Source organism: Sporosarcina saromensis (genome assembly GCF_054901285.1).
On the sequence record NZ_CM142738.1, the window covers coordinates 1,990,932 to 2,007,327 of the forward strand.

Below are 16,396 nucleotides of genomic sequence, written 5' to 3' on the forward strand. Positions count from 1 at the left end.
ACGCCAGTCGTTGCATATACTACTAAAAACGAGTGGACTGGGGTAGGTGAAAAGGAATGAATGACGAAAAAGGCGAATCCTATGTCGTTTCCCAAGAGAACTGGTCGCTTCACCGTAAGGGTTACCAAGATCAACAACGTCACTTAGATAAAGTGAAAAAGGCAATTCAAAATAATTTGCCCGACTTGATCAGCGAAGAAAGTATTGTCATGTCCGATGGAAAAGATGTCATTAAAATACCGATTCGTTCTTTAGATGAATATAAAATTCGTTATAACCATGACAAATCTAAGCATGTTGGGCAAGGCAACGGAAAGAGTCAAGTCGGGGATGTTGTTGCAAATGATGGGAGCCAAAATGCCGGTAAAGGAAAGCAAGCTGGCGATCAGGCAGGTAGTGATTATTACGAAGCAGAAGTATCCATTGCGGAAATCGAAGATCATTTATTTAAAGAGTTGGAGTTACCGAACTTGGAGCAGCGCGATCAATACGAGATTACTGACGAAGATATCGCGTTTAATGATATACGGAAAAAAGGGCTGATCGGCAATATTGATAAGAAAAGAACGATCATCGCTGCGTTCAAGAGAAATGCGATGGAAGGGCATGCCGATATCTTGCCGATTTACAATGATGATTTACGATTTAAAACGTGGGACCCGATCGTCAAACCACAATCGAAAGCGGTTGTGCTCATGATGATGGATACAAGTGCGTCAATGGGGACGTTCGAGAAATACGCTGCGAGAAGCTTCTATTTTTGGATGACAAGATTTTTACGGACGAAATATGAAAAGGTGGACATTGAGTTCATTGCTCACCACACATTAGCAAAAGTCGTTTCGGAAACAGACTTCTTTTCAAAAGGGGAGAGTGGCGGAACAATCTGCTCGACTGCATACGAAAAAGCACTCGATTTAATTGAGAAAAAATACAATCCATCGAGTTACAATATTTACCCGTTCCATTTTTCGGATGGTGAAAATATGTCTTCCGATAATGCAAAATGCTTAACGCTCGTGGAGGCATTAATGGAACAAAGCAATATGTTCGGCTATGGTGAAGTGAATGCCCATAGCCGATACTCCACATTGATGAATACGTACAACAAAATCGATGACCCGAAGTTCCGCCATTATGTGTTGAAAGATCATAAAGACGTGTACCACGCATTGAAGAAGTTCTTCTATAAAAATCTGGAGGATCTCGATGAAGGGACATATAGAACTTCAACGTGCCGTGGAGGAAATTACAGAAATCGCCAAAGGATTTGGATTGGATTTTTATCCGATGCGTTATGAAATCTGTCCCGCAGATATCATCTATACGTTTGGTGCATACGGAATGCCGACAAGGTTCAGTCATTGGAGTTTTGGAAAACAATTTCATAAGATGAAGCTACAATATGATTTAGGGTTAAGCCAGATTTATGAACTGGTCATCAATTCCAACCCATGTTATGCATTTTTATTGGAAAGTAATACTCTTATTCAAAATAAATTAATCATTGCACATGTCCTCGCACATTGCGATTTCTTCAAAAATAATGCGCGTTTTACGAATACGCGGCGTGATATGGTAGAAAGTATGACGGCCACTGCTGAACGGATAGCACATTATGAAATGAAGTATGGCAAAGATGAAGTTGAACAATTTTTGGATGCCGTCCTCGCTATTCAGGAGCATATCGATCCATCACTCGTCAGGTGGCGGGATGGCAACCAAGAAGTTGAGCAAGAAGCAGCAGCGCCAGTTTCACGAAAAACTGCGTACGACGACTTATGGGAATTGGATTACAAAAAATTGAATTCACCATCTAATGAAGTGAAAAGAAAAAAAATCCCTGCTCAACCCGAAAAAGACTTGCTCCTCTTCTTGTTGGAGCATAGTCGTGAATTGGAAGAGTGGCAGCGGGATATTTTAACGATGATCCGTGAAGAAATGTTGTATTTCTGGCCACAAATGGAAACAAAGATTATGAATGAAGGATGGGCGACGTTTTGGCATCAGCGGATATTACGCGAGATGGATTTGACGGCTGACGAAACAATTGAATTTGCCACGTTGAATGCAAATGTGATTCAGCCATCCAAAACATCGATTAATCCCTATTATTTGGGTTTGAAAATTTTTGAGGACATTGAACGCCGCTACAACGAGCCGACAGAAGAAATGATGCAATTAGGTGTGCGTCCTGGATCAGGGAGAGAGAAAATGTTTGAAGTGCGGGAAATGGATTCCGACATTTCGTTTGTCCGCAATTATTTAACAAAAGAAATCATACAAAGTGAAGATATGTATGTATTTGAGAAAAAAGGAAGTCAATATAAAATCTCCGATAAAGACTATCAAATTGTGCAAGATCGACTTATTGCGCAGCGTGTAAATGGCGGTTTTCCATACATCGTCGTTGAGGATGGAGACTACATTCGTAATGGGGAACTATACCTCGTGCATAAATTTGAAGAGACTGAGTTGGACGTACCGTATTTAGAAAATGTACTTCCGTATATTCATCAACTGTGGGGGCGGATTGTGCATTTGGAAACGTATGTGGATTCTAAACTTGTCGTTTTTTCCTATGATGGAAAGAAAGTTCATCGAAGATTTGCCTAGATTGCTAGAAGCCGTTTCATTCATCGATTCATTCGAGAATGGAACGGTTTTTTTGATGGTAGAGTAGCCGGAGGATGGATTCTTTAAGTGGAGATATTGATAATGTTTAATTATTTCAGATAATGATGTAAAGTAATAGGTAAATCACTTAAAGAATTGAGGAGATTGGGTGGAAATTCGAGAAGCGGTAATAGGGGATGAAGAAGGGATTGCTCTCGTCCATGTGGACAGTTGGCGAACGACCTACAAAGGTATTGTGTCAGATGAATATTTGGATCAGTTATCCGTTGAACAACGAACGGAAAATTGGCGACGAGGAATTGGAAATAATAGTTTGTATGTAGCAGTTGAGGACGGAGAGATTGTCGGTTTTGCTATAGGAGGTAAAGAACGGACTGGCAACTATTCAGCTAATTGTGAGCTTTTTGCCATTTATCTGTTGCAAAAAGTGCAAGGAAAAGGAATTGGTAAGCAATTAATGCAAGTAGTTGCTATGGACCTGAAAAAACAGGGTTCCACAAAAATGCTCGTTTGGGTCCTCGATTTGAATCCCGCTAAGAAGTTCTACGAAGCAGTAGGTGGCCAACGAGTTGGAGAAACAATGATTGAAATCGGTGGCGAATCGTTTAAGGAAATTGCTTTTGTATGGGATTTGGAGAAGTTTGTAAACAAATAGGAGGTGCATCAATGAAGATCAGACACGCACAACCGCTAGATGCTGAGAGGATTGTAGAATTGATTAAACATGTGGAAAATAGTTCGGAAAATATGATGTTTGAGGCAGACGAACGGAACATTTCTGTGGAGCAATTCACTAAACGCATTGCTTCATTACAAGAAAGTGGATCTACAATAGTAGTAGCAGAGACTGGTGAGGATTTGGTGGGTTATTTAATGGTGAATCGTGGAGGGGCAATAAGGACCCATCATTCTGCTTATCTGGTTATCGGAATCTCTAGCGATTATCGCGGACAAGGGATAGGTAAAGCGTTATTCAGTGCTCTTGACGAATGGGCCCGCAACAACCATCTACATCGGCTTGAATTGACGGTACTAAAAACAAATCAAGCTGCCATAGCTTTGTACGAGAAGAGCGGCTTTGTTAGAGAAGGTGTTAAGAAAGATTCGCTCTACGTGAATGGTCAATATATCGATGAATACTATATGGCGAAAATACTATGAGTAAAACATCCATACACCTCCCATCTTCCTTCCGAGAAAAAATTGTTAACTGTTTTGGTGTTGAAGGTCGTGAGTGGCTAGCGACATTAGAGTTAAGGGTGCAGCAGGTTGCACATAAATGGAATTTAACGGTAGTTGCTCCTGTACCAGATCTTTCGTATAACTATGTACTTTTTGTTGAGAATTCTGATCAAGAAGCATGCGTACTTAAAATGAGTTTGCCGGGTGAAGAATTTGAAAATGAACTGCAAGCTCTAAAAATATACGACAGTATTGGTTGTGTTAAATTACTACACGCTGATGTGTTAAACGGAGCCATGTTACTTGAAAGATTACAGCCTGGAGCAATGCTAAGTACGGAACGTGATGAAGATAAAGCAATTCACCTTTTTTGTGAAGTATGGAAAAAGATTCGAAGACCACTACCAGAACGTCAAAGCTTCCCATTCGTAACGGGCTGGGCAACTGCTTTTACTGCTTATTGTTCCTTAATTAGTTCTGATCAACCCATACCAGTGGAAGTCGTGCAGAAAGCGGATAACTATATGCAGGAATTATCAATGAATGCTCATGATATCCAATTGCTTCATGGAGACTTGCATCATGATAATATTTTGTTTTCAGAGCAGAAAGGCTGGATTGCGATTGATCCTAAAGGAGTAGGTGGCGACCCGGTTTTTGACATAGTTCCCTTTTTGGTTAATCATCTATTTAAGAATGAAGACCCTCGTTCTGTTTTGAATAAAAGAATAGATCGCATATGTGAAAATTTGGTGTTGCATCGTAGTAGACTGTTGAAAGCGGCATATGCCATGTCAATTTTAAAAGCGTGCTGGTCGATAGAGTCAAAGGATTGGTACTGGAAGGAAATGTACCAATGTGCACAATGGATCGAAAAATTACTACTAGAAGAGCAGGAGGAATGCTGAATGAGTCAAGATACAATGTATATCATTGATCAAAAAGAAGGATTAAGTGCGGAATTCAGTAAGTTGGTTGCGATGATGGAGTATACGAGAAAGACAACACTCGATGAAGTGCAAAATCTGTCGATTGAGGAACTTGATTATTTATATGCTGATGATGCAAATTCAATTGGCATGCTTCTTGCGCATATGGCATCTGTAGAGAAGTTTTACCAAATAGACACTTTTGAAAAACGCGAAATCACAGAAGAAGACGTAGCGCTTCTGAACCCGGGATTGCAATTAGGCGAACGTGCAAGGGAGGAAATAAACGGACAATCCATCAAAGTCTATGTAAATGAACTCGCGGAAGTGAGAAAAAAGACGATCGAAACCTTTAAGTCTTTACCGGATAGTTGGTTATTCGAACAGAAACCATTTTTCGGAGGACACCCGACGAACATCTATTTCAAATGGTTCCATGTATTCGAAGATGAACTGAGTCACCGTGGTCAAATTAGGTTGATTAAGAAAATGATGAAGAAGTAAATGATTGTCTAAAGCATTCAACCGTCGTGAATACATACGACAACGCAGCCGTACCGGTATAATTGGTATGGTTTTTTTCTTGGGAGATGTTACTAAATACAATTTCTCCCCCACTCGTCGAACTTCCAACAAGCTCCTGTTACAAGTACAATAAAAAGGGTAGAGCAGTACAAAATGAATCTTATCCCATAGGAAATTCGTACAATAATATAGAAGCTAAACAGAACAGAGGTGCATACGATGAAACAAGAATGGATGTCAGATGAAGAATTCGACAAAATCTTTGATGAGAAATCATCGGAAATTAATGAGCAGTTAGAGAGTGAAATATTGATTGCCATGATCGGGGATGTGAATGCGGGGAAATCGTCTACGATTAACCGGTTAATGGCGTCAGAAGTTGCGCAAGTTGGTGCAAAACCGGGAGAGACACAAGAAATTAATAAATTCGTTTACAAAGACAAAATCATTTTTGTTGATACGCCTGGACTAGATGATATTTATAGCGAGCATTCAGCCGAAACGTTGAAATTTTACAAGCAGGCGGATGTCATCCTGTTTTTCTTAAATGCAGCAGGTACCGTGTTATCTGAAGCAGAGCTTATTTCATTGAAGAAAATTGCTAAAGTGAATAAAGACCTCATTCTTGTGCTGAATAAAATTGACGCAGCAGACGATATTCCTGCGCTTGTGAAATATGTACAAGACCATACGGGTTATGAATATCCCGTCACACCTATTTCATCTCGGACCGGTGAAAATATCCACCTGTTGCAAAAAGAAGTCCTGGCTTTATTGGAATCCAAAAAAAAAGACATTTTAATGGCCGCAAACATGGTCGATAAATCAACAATCGCCAACCGCTGGATACTCGGGGCAGGTGCATCAGCTGCTACAATTGGAGCAGTTCCAATTCCAGGTTCAGATTTCGTTCCGCTCACCGCCCTGCAAGTGAGTCTCATGTTAAAACTTTCGACATTGTATGGGAAACCGATCTCAAAAGACAATGCGAAAGAGTTAATAATTGCAACCATTGTAGGAAATATCGGTAAGACGGTTTTCAGGCAAGTCATCAAAATTGTACCAGGTGCTGGTATGGTAGCAGGAGCAAGTGTGGCGGGTGCGATGACAATTGCACTTGGACATGCAGTTAAATATGCACACGAAAACAATATTGACTTAACACCGAAAGCTTTAAAACCTATTTACAATATGTTTCTGAAAAAAGCTTCGTCTCAAACAAAATCACGGAAAGAGAAGTAGGACGTAAATGTTCTTTTCCCTGAAAGGGTGACTACGATGAATATCGGATTAATTGGTAAAGGTGCACTCGGTACTTTTCTGCTGGAAAAAATCAATGTCGACCAACTCATTCCAGGTTGTCGCATAACGGCAATTATTGATGAGAGAGAACACGCACACATTGACTTGGCGCGCATTGCTCATGATTATGAATGTGTACCGTTTGATTCGATGGATGCATTTCTTGATTCAACGATCGATTTGGTTGTTGAATGTGCCAATATAGACGTTGTTCGTAAATATGGGGAAGCCATCTTGAAGCGGAAAAGCCTTCTACTCATTAGTATTGGTGCGTTTTCTGATGTAGTGCTAAAAGAACGAATGGAAAAGATTGCGTTAGAAAAGGGCCACCAAATTTATTTACCTTCAGGCGCAATAGGTGGGCTAGATATCATAAAAGCTGCAAACTTCGCCGGTGCACTCGATCATGTGACGTTAACGACGAGGAAGCCTGCACATTCTCTTACATCCGTCCATTTAGAAGAGGAACAAGTAATTTTCCAAGGCTCTGCCAAGGAGGCAATCCATAAGTTTCCGAAAAACGCCAATGTCGCTATTGCATTGTCACTAGCGGGGCTAGGTATTGAAAAGACGAACGTCACGATCATTGCAGATCCTTATAGCAAGAAGAACGTGCACCATATTCATGCATCAGGATCTTTTGGAGACTATGAAGGAACAATTATGAACAATCCTTCACCCGAAAATCCAAAAACTAGTTATGTAACGGGTTTAAGCATTTTAGCTACGCTGAAAAATGTGCATGAGCCAATCAAAATCGGTTGAATTTGTCTATTCCATGTCAAAACTCAACTGTATCCACATAACCCAATAAAAAGTTATTCCAAACTATTCCTATTTACAAACCGCTATGGTTAAATGAAGGAAGATAACCGTTACGAAATTACTATACTTCGAACGAATTTAACGTCTTTTATTTAGAAATAGGAATTAAGGTGGGGAAAATGGATGCATTTTATTGAACGGGTGACAGATGACCATGTTGTGAAAGCCATTGAAGAGAATTTGGCAATCATTCGTTTTGACTTGGATCGAAAAGTCGCATATGTCAATGATAATTTTTCACATGCGATGGGGTATTCAAGTGAAGAAATGATTGGGATGCCACATCAGGACTTTTGCTTTCCGGCGTATGTAGCGAGTGTAGCGTATGAAAATTTTTGGCGTGACTTAACTAGAGGGGTGCGTCAGCAAGGGAAGATTGAGCGGAAGGACAAATTTGGTCAAAAAGTTTGGTTACAAGCAACGTATATGCCGATTTACAGCACAAAATTTCGGAAAGTCATTGGTATTTCGAAGGTGGCGACTAATATCACGAAGCGTCAGACGTCTATTACGAACTTAGTAGAGGATCTTCGGAATATGTCCGAAGAATTGACTAATCGTGCTGCTGTCGGCATTGAGAGAAGTGAAGAAGTACTGCAGATTATTGAGGCAATTGCAGTGGCTTCTGCTGAAAACACATTAACATTAGGAAAACTGGAAACACATGCAGAGGGCATTCAAGACATTGTAAAAACAATCCGAGCCATTGCTGCACAGACGAATTTGCTTGCATTGAACGCAGCAATTGAAGCAACGCGAGCGGGGGAACATGGTAGAGGATTTGACGTAGTTGCAAAAGAAGTGAGGAAGTTGTCGGCTAACGTGGAACAGTCAATTGTCGAAGTACGAGAAGGTGTTGAATCCATAACGAGTGAAATTCAAAACATATCAAAGGGTACAGCGGTAGCCGAGCAACATATTCAACGTTGCCAAGAACGAATTGAAGTCGCTATGGAAGATTTCCTTGTCATCTCATCATCGGCTTCTGCTTTGGATGATCAGTCTAAAAGAGTATCCGACATTATATAAAAAATTGACCGAGCGAGATGTCTCGGTCGATTTTTTATAGATCGGGTGTACGAAATGTATCCCCTTCGTTGAGCTTGCCTGACGTAAACCCTCGATAAAACCATTTCTTCCGTTGTTCCGCTGTGCCGTGTGTAAAACTTTCAGGAACACTATAACCTTGAGTTCGTTGTTGAATTGTATCGTCTCCAACGGCACTCGCAGCGTTGAGCGCTTCTTCCAAATCGCCTTCTTCCACAACCCCCATACTGTTTGCGTGATGTGCCCACACACCCGCAAAATAGTCAGCTTGTAGTTCTAGTCGAACGGAGTACTCATTATATTCCTCCTCGCTCACTTGCGCTCGTATACTCGCCATTTTATCGCTAGTTCCTACTAGTTTTTGTACATGGTGCCCGACTTCATGGGCCACGACATAGGCCATCGCGAAATCCCCTGGAGCATCAAATTTTGATTGCAGTTCATTAAAGAAACTTAAGTCAATATATAATTTCTCGTCTGCAGGACAATAAAAAGGTCCGACTGCTGAACCGGCTAGCCCACAAGCAGATTGCACACTTTCAGTGAATAAAACGAGCGTTGGTTCACGATACTCGAGTCCTTCCTCTTGAAATACGCGCGTCCACACCTCTTCGGTATCTGCTAATACGACTGAGACGAAATCAGCTAACTCTTTATCTTGCTCTGTTTCTACATAAGCTGTATTTGAAGGTTCGCCAGATAAGTTGCCAAGAAGTTCTCCAGGATCACCACCGAGGAACATGACAACGAGAACAAGAACAATTCCGCCAATGCCTCCACCGACGAGTGTTTTTCCACCCATCCCTCTTCGGTCCTCCACATTTTTACTTTTTCTTCTGCCTTTCCATTCCATTAAACACCCTCCTCACCAACCATTAATCCATTAGCAATTTGCTTTGTTTTACCCACTTTTAAGTGAATCGAAGCGTTATGAAAAAAAGATATTGAATGCTGTTAAGCAATCAATATCCATGTCATTTTGAAAACATGATTTCTTTGCTGTCATGTCCTTTAAAAGTGATTTCAATTTTTATCATTTTGTAATCAGAGAACTCGAATGCTTCGGCAACTTGCTTAATCAATTCAGTTTCCTCTGTCTCTGGAGTAGGCTTCATTTTCTCAAGTGCATCGTTTATTTTGTCCAACGCTTTTTTACCATGTAGATGTACTTCGTCTTTCTTATGGGAATACTCTGCTTCAGATCGGTCTTTCTTCTCTGTGAAACTGGCGGAAAGCACTTCACTTTGTTCATTCGTATCAATAACGACTGAAAAAGCTGTAATGTCATATGTATCCACGATTTCTTTTGCTTCTTTGTCAGAAACAAGATTTTGATTGCTGCAAGCAAACAACATTGATGAAAGCACAGTAATTATAAAGAATCCAATTTTCTTCATTGTCCATGTCACGCCCTTTCATTCCTTCCTATATACTTAACATAACCGCTAATCTGCGAAGATATACTGTTAGTCATTTAACATGAAACTTCTGTGCAACATGTTCGTAGAATAGACAAGAAAGGGGAGTCATGTATGGAAACGAACCAAACGATGTCCTTAAAAGAGTGGATTATTACACTTATATTAATCACATTGCCGATTGTTAATATTATCATGCTCATTATTTGGGCGACGGATAAACAAGAACGACGAAATACTTTTGCAAAAGCCTATTTGATCGTTATGGGTTGTGTATTTGCATTTATTTTTGTGATTTATGCTGTCATTTTCTTCTTCGCAATTACATTCGGTTTGATGCTTGGACAATAATACATACTAAATGTATTACTTCATTTCGTACTGTTTGATATTGCAAGAAGAATAGAATTCTTTGTCGAAATCAGACAGGTGTCACATCTAACCACTTTTGAATTATTTGTGACGAACTAACTAGGAAAGTAAAGGATTTTCCAAATAAAAAGCGATAAACGTTTAAATTGTGTCGCTTGAAATGATATGATGGGGAGGATGATAATAGAGAATACCTCTAAGGAGCGTATATAGATGACGAAAGAAATGGATATTACTTTTAACGAAAAAAGTCCTGCGCTTGAGAATGAGCGATCAAGCACACTCATTGCAGATTTGAAATCACTATTTAAAGCACCCGTCCTACTTGCCAATGCGCTACCGGTATTTGTGGGATTTTGGCTTGCACTTCACTTCACGGGTGGATCATTGTTCGCTAACAGTAAGCTGTTTTGGCTAACGATAATCGGGAGTACCATCCTTATGGGCGGTGCACTCGTTTTGAATAATTGGTATGACGTTGATATCGACACAGTGATGAAACGTACGCAACAACGTCCAACTGTTACCGGGCATTTCTCGTTAAGAACTGTATTCGGAATCGGAATTACAATGTCTGCAGTTGGTCTCATCATGTTACTGTTCACCACGTTTGAAGCAGCAGTATATGGATTCATTGGATGGTTTACGTATGTAGTGATGTATACGATGTGGACAAAGCGTAAATACACTTTGAATACGGTTATTGGAAGTGTTTCAGGAGCAGTTACGCCAATGATTGGGTGGGCGGCGATTGCACCGGCTTATCATATTGTCCCAATCATGCTGTTTATGATTTTGTTCATTTGGCAAATGCCGCATACATTCGCGATTGCAATGAGAAAATACAATGAGTACAAAGCTGCGAATGTTGCCATGTTGCCGGTTGTCCGCGGATTTAAGATGACGAAGCGCCAAATGTTTGTCTATATTGCGTGCTTACTGCCGTTGCCATTTTACTTAGGTTCATTAGGTATGGTGTTTATCATCCTTGCAACGATCTTGAACATCGGTTTCCTTGCTGTATCCATTCGAGGTTTCTTTACAAAAGACGATGATAAATGGGCATATGTCATGTTCATGTATTCAGTTAATTATATTGCGATTCTGTTTTTGTTAATGGTTGCTGTCACATTACCGATCTAATAATGAAGTGTGGAGGATGGGTGCATGAGAAGAAGGACCGTTCGTAAAGAGCAAAATGAACGTTATCGGTTTTCGGATTTTCTGTTAGATGTATTGTTTTTCATCCCAGAACTACTCTTTCTTCCATTTAGACTGCTTGTGTGGTTAGTAAGACCCTTGATTCGCTTTATTGGTGATTTTTGGTGATTATGTTTATAAACCAGTGCTCCTTCTCTTCAATTGTGAGAGAAGGAGCACTTTTTTTAGTTTGAACTTACTGCAGTGAGTTGTTCACGAACTTTTTTCGTTGCTGTTAGCATGTTTTCTAACGAAGCGACTGTTTCTTCTTTTTTTCTTGTTTTTAAGCCACAGTCAGGGTTAATCCAGAACTGTTTCACGTCCAGAACTTCTAGTCCTTTTTCAATGATTTCAACCATTTCTTCTACAGATGGGACACGCGGGCTGTGAATATCGTAAACGCCTAATCCAATTCCTTTGTCATAATGGAACGTGTTAAATGCATGCACAAGTTCTCCATGGCTTCTTGATGTTTCAATGGAAATGACGTCAGCATCTAGTGCACTGATGGAATCGATGAAATGATTGAAATCACAATAGCACATATGGGTATGGATTTGTGTCGTATCTTGGACGGTAGTAGTGGAAATACGGAAAGCATTTACAGCCCAATCCAAGTATTCATTCCATTCGTCCTTCTTCAACGGTAAACCTTCTCGTAGTGCAGGCTCATCGACTTGAATCATATGAATACCTGCTGCTTCTAACGCTTCAATTTCTTTTCGTAGGGCAAGAGCGATTTGGTACGTCACATCTTTAAGGGAAAGATCGTCACGTACAAATGACCAGTTCAACATTGTAACAGGGCCTGTCAGCATCCCTTTCATCGGCTTGTCCGTAAGAGATTGCGCATAGACCGATTCTTTGACAGTCATTGGTTCGACAAATGCAATATCTCCATAAATGATTGGCGGTTTTACACAACGGGATCCATAGGAAACGACCCAAGCTTTTTCTGTAAATACATAGCCGTCCAACTTTTCGCCGAAGTACTCGACCATATCTGTCCGTTCAAATTCACCGTGTACAAATACGTCTAGGCCAATCTTTTCTTGGATGTCGACCCATTGTTTAATTTCATCGAATACGAAATCACCATACTGTTGCTCCGTAATTTCACCTTTGCGCCATTTCGTACGCGTTGCACGCACTTCAGGTGTTTGAGGAAAACTTCCAATAGTAGTTGTCGGCAATAAAGGTAAGTTAAATGCTTCTTCTTGTTTTACACGACGCTCTGCAAATGGTGTAGGGCGTTTACTTGGTACGTTGCCGATATTGTTGACGGCTTGCAAAACATCTTGGCGATTGCGAGCGGGTAATTGAGCAAGCTGTTCACATGCGTCAACACTTTCACGAAGTTCATGAACAATAGCGTCGGCTCCTTCGCGAACAGCTTTTACAAGAGTTGATACTTCAACAATTTTTTCATCTGCGAAAGCAAGTGCCGTTTTAATGGTCGAGTCCAATTTTTGCTCGGATGCAATTGTCACAGGAACGTGTTGCAAGCTACAAGAAGGTTGAATCCATACATTTTCAACTGACACATGTTGCTGAAGTGTATCTAATAACGCCAATTTGTTTTGCAAGTTTGCGCGCCAAATGTTTCGACCGTCAATCACACCTGCTCCAAATACTTTATCAGCAGGGAAGCCATGCGCCTCTAGACTCTTTTGATTGTTTTTCATTCCGTGTACAAAATCCAAGCCAATCCCATCAACCGGAAGGGCAATTGTCTCTTCGTACCATTCAACTGAATCGAAGTACGTTTGAATGAATAACTTACTATGCGTGACCGCTTTTCGAAGTTGTGAATAGATTTCATGAACGGTTTTCATTTCATCCTGTGTAATAGTAGTGGAAAGGATCGGCTCATCCAATTGGATCCACTCGACTCCTTCCGCTTGCAATTCTACAAGTACTTTTTCGTAGAGTGGTAGTAATTGAAGTAAGAAAGCTGGAATATCTTTTGTCTCATAACCTTTAGAAAGCTTTAGGAATGTATACGGTCCAATGAGTACCGGCTTTCCTTCAATGCCAAGCTCTTGTTTTGCTTCACGGTAGTCGATGAGGGGCTTGTTTTCGGTTACAGCTAGTTTGCGACCTTCATATTCAGGGACAATATAGTGATAGTTTGTATCAAACCATTTTGTCATTTCGCACGCAACTGTAGACGCGTTGCCACGTGCCATTGAGAAATATGTAGATAAAGGAACTTGCCCGCCATTCCAGCCGTAGCGTTCAGGAATCATCCCGAACATAACTGCTGTATCCAACACACGATCATAGAGCGTGAAGTCGCCAACGGGGATGAGGTCAATGCCGCTCTCTTTTTGTTTTTGTAAACGGGAAAGACGAATGTCTTTTGTTACCTGCAACAATTGCTCTTCACTTGTTTTGCCTGCCCAGAATGATTCTAACGCTCTCTTCCACTCACGGTTTTCACCGATATACGGATAGCCGATTGTACTACTAATTACTGTCATCTGTCTCGTCTCCTTCAATTTTGGAATTTTGTGCATAAAAAAATACATTTCTACGGAATGTTAGAAATGTACGTGTAGCCCGATTTCCGGGTAAATGCATGCTGAAAAAGCACGCAATTCATTTGCGTATCGTCTAACACCTCCCCATTCACCGTAGGTTAGCAGCGTTGTTCAAATAGGCTGGTATCTGGCTTCGGCAATATGCCGTTACAGTGGCGGGACCGCGCCGGATTGAGCACCGGCTTCCCATTTAAGATCTGACCAAAATCAGACCACCTATTTCCATAGCTATTAGATTAGTAGTGATGCCTAAAGTTAGCATAGTAAAAAATATCTGTCAACTAAAGATTCGGATTTAGGAGAATTGCTAGAGGACTGTTAGGTAGAGATTGTTAGGTTGTAAACGCTTACTAGAATGCGAAATATCTTTTACTAGCACCTACTCATTTGGCATAGAGTAAAGAAACTGAATGAAGAAGGGAGAAGTTCGTTGTATCATCAGAACGTTTTTCGCCAACCGGTAAGGAAGATAACAGTCGTCGGTAATGGGCAAGTTGCTGTTGAACCAGACGTAGCAACTATTCAATTTGAAGTGCGTACTGTAGACGAGCAAGTCCGTGTAGCACAAGAAGAAAATGCCGCAATCATGAATCAAGTGATCCAATCGTTCGTACAACTAGGCATTCCTCGAGCGAATATACAAACCGTTTCATATACGATCTATCCAAAATATGATTACGTCGACGGGGAACAAGTATTTAGAGGATATGAAGTAAACAACGCCATTTCTGTGAAATTAACGAATATTGATCAAGTTGGCATTGTCATCGATACAGCGGTTGCGAACGGTGCAAATCGTGTTTCAAGCATCCAATTCAGCGTCGAAGATCCATCAATGTATGAACAAGAAGCCATTGTAGCTGCTTTGCAAGATGCACAGACGAAAGCCCAAACTATCGCAAATTCTATGCAACTGGCCGTTCCTCCTCAGCCAATAAGAATTGTAGAGGAAGTGAATCGTGTAAGTCCTACTCCGTATTATTCTGTCGCCGCAGAAAAATCAACAACACCCATTGAGAAAGGACAGTTAGTCATTACAGCGACGATGCGCGTTGACTATTCGTTTTAATTAATGCCGAATTCGTCAGGAGGGATTCGGCTTACTTTTACTGTTTTACTAGAATAAGCAGGCTTTTTGACAGACTTTGTAGAATGTAGAGATAGGTGAGAAAATTGAGGGGGGAAGTCTATGAATTATGTCGTTCAACAGATTGAGAACTTGCGCACGATTGATATTTCAAGGCTTGTGAAAGAAAGCGAAGATGAAGGATATCGTTTTGTTACTCGTTTAGTGAACGATTATGAAGACAGTTCAAATACATTCGACGAACGAGGGGAAGGGCTGTTTTGTGTTCAAAACAATACAGGTGAAGTCGTCGCTATCGGAGGCATCAATCAATCTCCTTTTTCAGAAAATCACGAGGTAGCTCGATTACGGAGATTTTATGTGTTACAAGCATATCGACGTCAGGGTGTCGGTACGTTGCTTCAAAACGCGATCATCAATCATGCCAAGAAGCACTTTAAAGAGATTACCGTTCGGACAGAATCAGCGAAAGCAGACGCATTTTATCGTGCATGTGGTTTTTCGTTCGATGATTCCGCTTCAGAAACGACGCACATTTTAAATTTTGATGATAAGGAATGAATGAAGTGATGGACTTTGAAGAATATGGTAATGAAAACGCACCTCTCCTGCTCTTTTTGCACGGGGGAGGTGTAGGGGGGTGGATGTGGGATAAGCAAATTGACGATTTCAGTCACTACCATTGTATCGTACCAACCCTTCAAGGACATGGAGTTAGAAGGAATGAAGAAGAATTTTCAATTCGGGGAAATGCAGAAGAGATGATTGACTTAATCAAAGAAAAGGGAGCTGGCAAGGACGTACATATTATTGGCTTTTCAATTGGTGCTCAAATCTGTTTAGAGATGATTGATCTTGCGCCGACTCTTATTACGTCAGCAGTTATCAACAGTGCGACAGTCATCCCAATGAAATTTGTACAACCTTTAATTGCCCCGACAATCCTACTAACTTTTCCGTTGGTCAAAAGCCGATCATTTGCGAAAGTTCAAGCAAAGCAGCTATATATGGATGGAGAATACTTCGAAAAATACTATGAAGACAGTGTGAAACTGAAACCATCAACGCTTATCCAAATGTTAAAGGAAAACATGTCATATGCACTTCCAGAAAATCGATCTAATAGTACAGTGAGAATTTTAGTGACAGTTGGTGAAAGAGAGACGAGAATACTAAAGAAATCGGTCAAACAAATCGTCGAACACTATGTAAACTGCAAAGAACTCTTTATTCCAAATATGGGACATGGTTTTCCAGTCGCACAACCTCAACTTTTCAATGAGGTTGTGGAGAAATGGATAACAAAAGGTAACGTACATAAGTTGTAAA

18 protein-coding genes and 1 riboswitch are annotated in these 16,396 nt (G+C 40.6%); of the genes, 15 read left to right on the forward strand and 3 right to left on the reverse strand.

Annotation, left to right across the window (positions count from 1 at the left end; translation table 11 throughout):
• Positions 1-56 precede the first annotated feature (56 nt).
• The 9 genes from yhbH to ACVHUV_RS09965 all read left to right on the forward strand — a co-directional run bounded on the left by yhbH (position 57) and on the right by ACVHUV_RS09965 (position 8,429).
• The gene (gene yhbH, locus ACVHUV_RS09925; protein ID WP_462084491.1) at positions 57-1,301 is read left to right on the forward strand and encodes a sporulation protein YhbH; all 1,245 of its coding nucleotides are present in this window, start codon (positions 57-59) and stop codon (positions 1,299-1,301) included.
• Complete coding sequence (locus ACVHUV_RS09930; RefSeq protein WP_462084492.1) at positions 1,210-2,616, forward strand: SpoVR family protein; 1,407 nt, start codon at positions 1,210-1,212, stop codon at positions 2,614-2,616. Before yhbH ends, ACVHUV_RS09930 begins: the two co-directional genes overlap by 92 nt.
• Before the next feature lie 169 nt (positions 2,617-2,785).
• Positions 2,786-3,292 (forward strand): GNAT family N-acetyltransferase, encoded by a 507-nt coding sequence (locus ACVHUV_RS09935; protein WP_462084493.1) that lies wholly within the window; start codon positions 2,786-2,788, stop codon positions 3,290-3,292.
• An 11-nt stretch (positions 3,293-3,303) separates the two neighbouring features.
• Positions 3,304-3,798 (forward strand): GNAT family N-acetyltransferase, encoded by a 495-nt coding sequence (locus ACVHUV_RS09940; RefSeq protein ID WP_462084494.1) that lies wholly within the window; start codon positions 3,304-3,306, stop codon positions 3,796-3,798.
• Positions 3,795-4,727 (forward strand): aminoglycoside phosphotransferase family protein, encoded by a 933-nt coding sequence (locus ACVHUV_RS09945; protein ID WP_462084495.1) that lies wholly within the window; start codon positions 3,795-3,797, stop codon positions 4,725-4,727. Before ACVHUV_RS09940 ends, ACVHUV_RS09945 begins: the two co-directional genes overlap by 4 nt.
• Positions 4,728-4,742: 15 nt before the next feature.
• On the forward strand, positions 4,743-5,252 hold the full coding sequence (locus ACVHUV_RS09950; RefSeq protein ID WP_462086892.1) for a DinB family protein: 510 nt from the start codon (positions 4,743-4,745) through the stop codon (positions 5,250-5,252).
• Positions 5,253-5,492: 240 nt separating this feature from the next.
• Positions 5,493-6,515: a YcjF family protein gene (locus tag ACVHUV_RS09955; protein ID WP_462084496.1), complete on the forward strand. Its 1,023-nt coding sequence runs from the start codon at positions 5,493-5,495 to the stop codon at positions 6,513-6,515.
• 36 nt (positions 6,516-6,551) lie between these two features.
• A complete protein-coding gene (gene nadX / locus ACVHUV_RS09960) occupies positions 6,552-7,340 on the forward strand; it encodes an aspartate dehydrogenase (RefSeq protein WP_462084497.1) in 789 nt (262 codons plus the stop codon).
• 183 nt (positions 7,341-7,523) lie between these two features.
• The gene (locus ACVHUV_RS09965) at positions 7,524-8,429 is read left to right on the forward strand and encodes a methyl-accepting chemotaxis protein (RefSeq protein ID WP_462084498.1); all 906 of its coding nucleotides are present in this window, start codon (positions 7,524-7,526) and stop codon (positions 8,427-8,429) included.
• Between the two features lie 34 nt (positions 8,430-8,463).
• Here the strand turns inward: ACVHUV_RS09965 and ypfJ are convergent, their stop codons facing one another.
• Both ypfJ and ACVHUV_RS09975 read right to left on the reverse strand, forming a co-directional pair.
• The gene (ypfJ, locus tag ACVHUV_RS09970; protein WP_462084499.1) at positions 8,464-9,300 is read right to left on the reverse strand and encodes a KPN_02809 family neutral zinc metallopeptidase; all 837 of its coding nucleotides are present in this window, start codon (positions 9,298-9,300) and stop codon (positions 8,464-8,466) included.
• Positions 9,301-9,421: 121 nt separating this feature from the next.
• On the reverse strand, positions 9,422-9,856 hold the full coding sequence (locus ACVHUV_RS09975) for a YusW family protein (RefSeq protein WP_317941884.1): 435 nt from the start codon (positions 9,854-9,856) through the stop codon (positions 9,422-9,424).
• A 123-nt stretch (positions 9,857-9,979) separates the two neighbouring features.
• Here ACVHUV_RS09975 and ACVHUV_RS09980 point away from each other — a divergent pair, with 123 nt between their 5' ends.
• The 3 genes from ACVHUV_RS09980 (at position 9,980) to ACVHUV_RS09990 (ending at position 11,566) form a co-directional block, all read left to right on the forward strand.
• On the forward strand, positions 9,980-10,216 hold the full coding sequence (locus tag ACVHUV_RS09980) for a hypothetical protein (protein WP_462084500.1): 237 nt from the start codon (positions 9,980-9,982) through the stop codon (positions 10,214-10,216).
• Positions 10,217-10,450: 234 nt separating this feature from the next.
• On the forward strand, positions 10,451-11,380 hold the full coding sequence (gene cyoE, locus ACVHUV_RS09985) for a heme o synthase (RefSeq protein ID WP_462084501.1): 930 nt from the start codon (positions 10,451-10,453) through the stop codon (positions 11,378-11,380).
• Between the two features lie 24 nt (positions 11,381-11,404).
• Positions 11,405-11,566 carry a hypothetical protein gene (locus ACVHUV_RS09990; RefSeq protein ID WP_371389752.1) on the forward strand — a complete coding sequence of 54 codons (162 nt, stop codon included), beginning with the start codon at positions 11,405-11,407 and terminating at the stop codon, positions 11,564-11,566.
• 56 nt (positions 11,567-11,622) lie between these two features.
• On the opposite strand, the gene metE is transcribed toward ACVHUV_RS09990, so the two are convergent.
• Positions 11,623-13,920: a 5-methyltetrahydropteroyltriglutamate--homocysteine S-methyltransferase gene (metE, locus tag ACVHUV_RS09995; RefSeq protein WP_462084502.1), complete on the reverse strand. Its 2,298-nt coding sequence runs from the start codon at positions 13,918-13,920 to the stop codon at positions 11,623-11,625.
• A 161-nt stretch (positions 13,921-14,081) separates the two neighbouring features.
• A riboswitch (cobalamin riboswitch) is annotated at positions 14,082-14,215 on the reverse strand.
• 195 nt (positions 14,216-14,410) lie between these two features.
• Between metE and ACVHUV_RS10000 the strand changes: the two genes are divergently transcribed.
• The 3 genes from ACVHUV_RS10000 to ACVHUV_RS10010 all read left to right on the forward strand — a co-directional run bounded on the left by ACVHUV_RS10000 (position 14,411) and on the right by ACVHUV_RS10010 (position 16,395).
• Positions 14,411-15,049: an SIMPL domain-containing protein gene (locus ACVHUV_RS10000; protein WP_462084503.1), complete on the forward strand. Its 639-nt coding sequence runs from the start codon at positions 14,411-14,413 to the stop codon at positions 15,047-15,049.
• Between the two features lie 120 nt (positions 15,050-15,169).
• Positions 15,170-15,628, forward strand: coding sequence for a GNAT family N-acetyltransferase (locus tag ACVHUV_RS10005; protein ID WP_317941878.1), 459 nt, complete (start codon positions 15,170-15,172; stop codon positions 15,626-15,628).
• On the forward strand, positions 15,625-16,395 hold the full coding sequence (locus ACVHUV_RS10010) for an alpha/beta fold hydrolase (protein ID WP_317941877.1): 771 nt from the start codon (positions 15,625-15,627) through the stop codon (positions 16,393-16,395). The genes ACVHUV_RS10005 and ACVHUV_RS10010 overlap by 4 nt, the downstream gene beginning before the upstream one ends.
• Position 16,396: the final 1 nt, after the last annotated feature.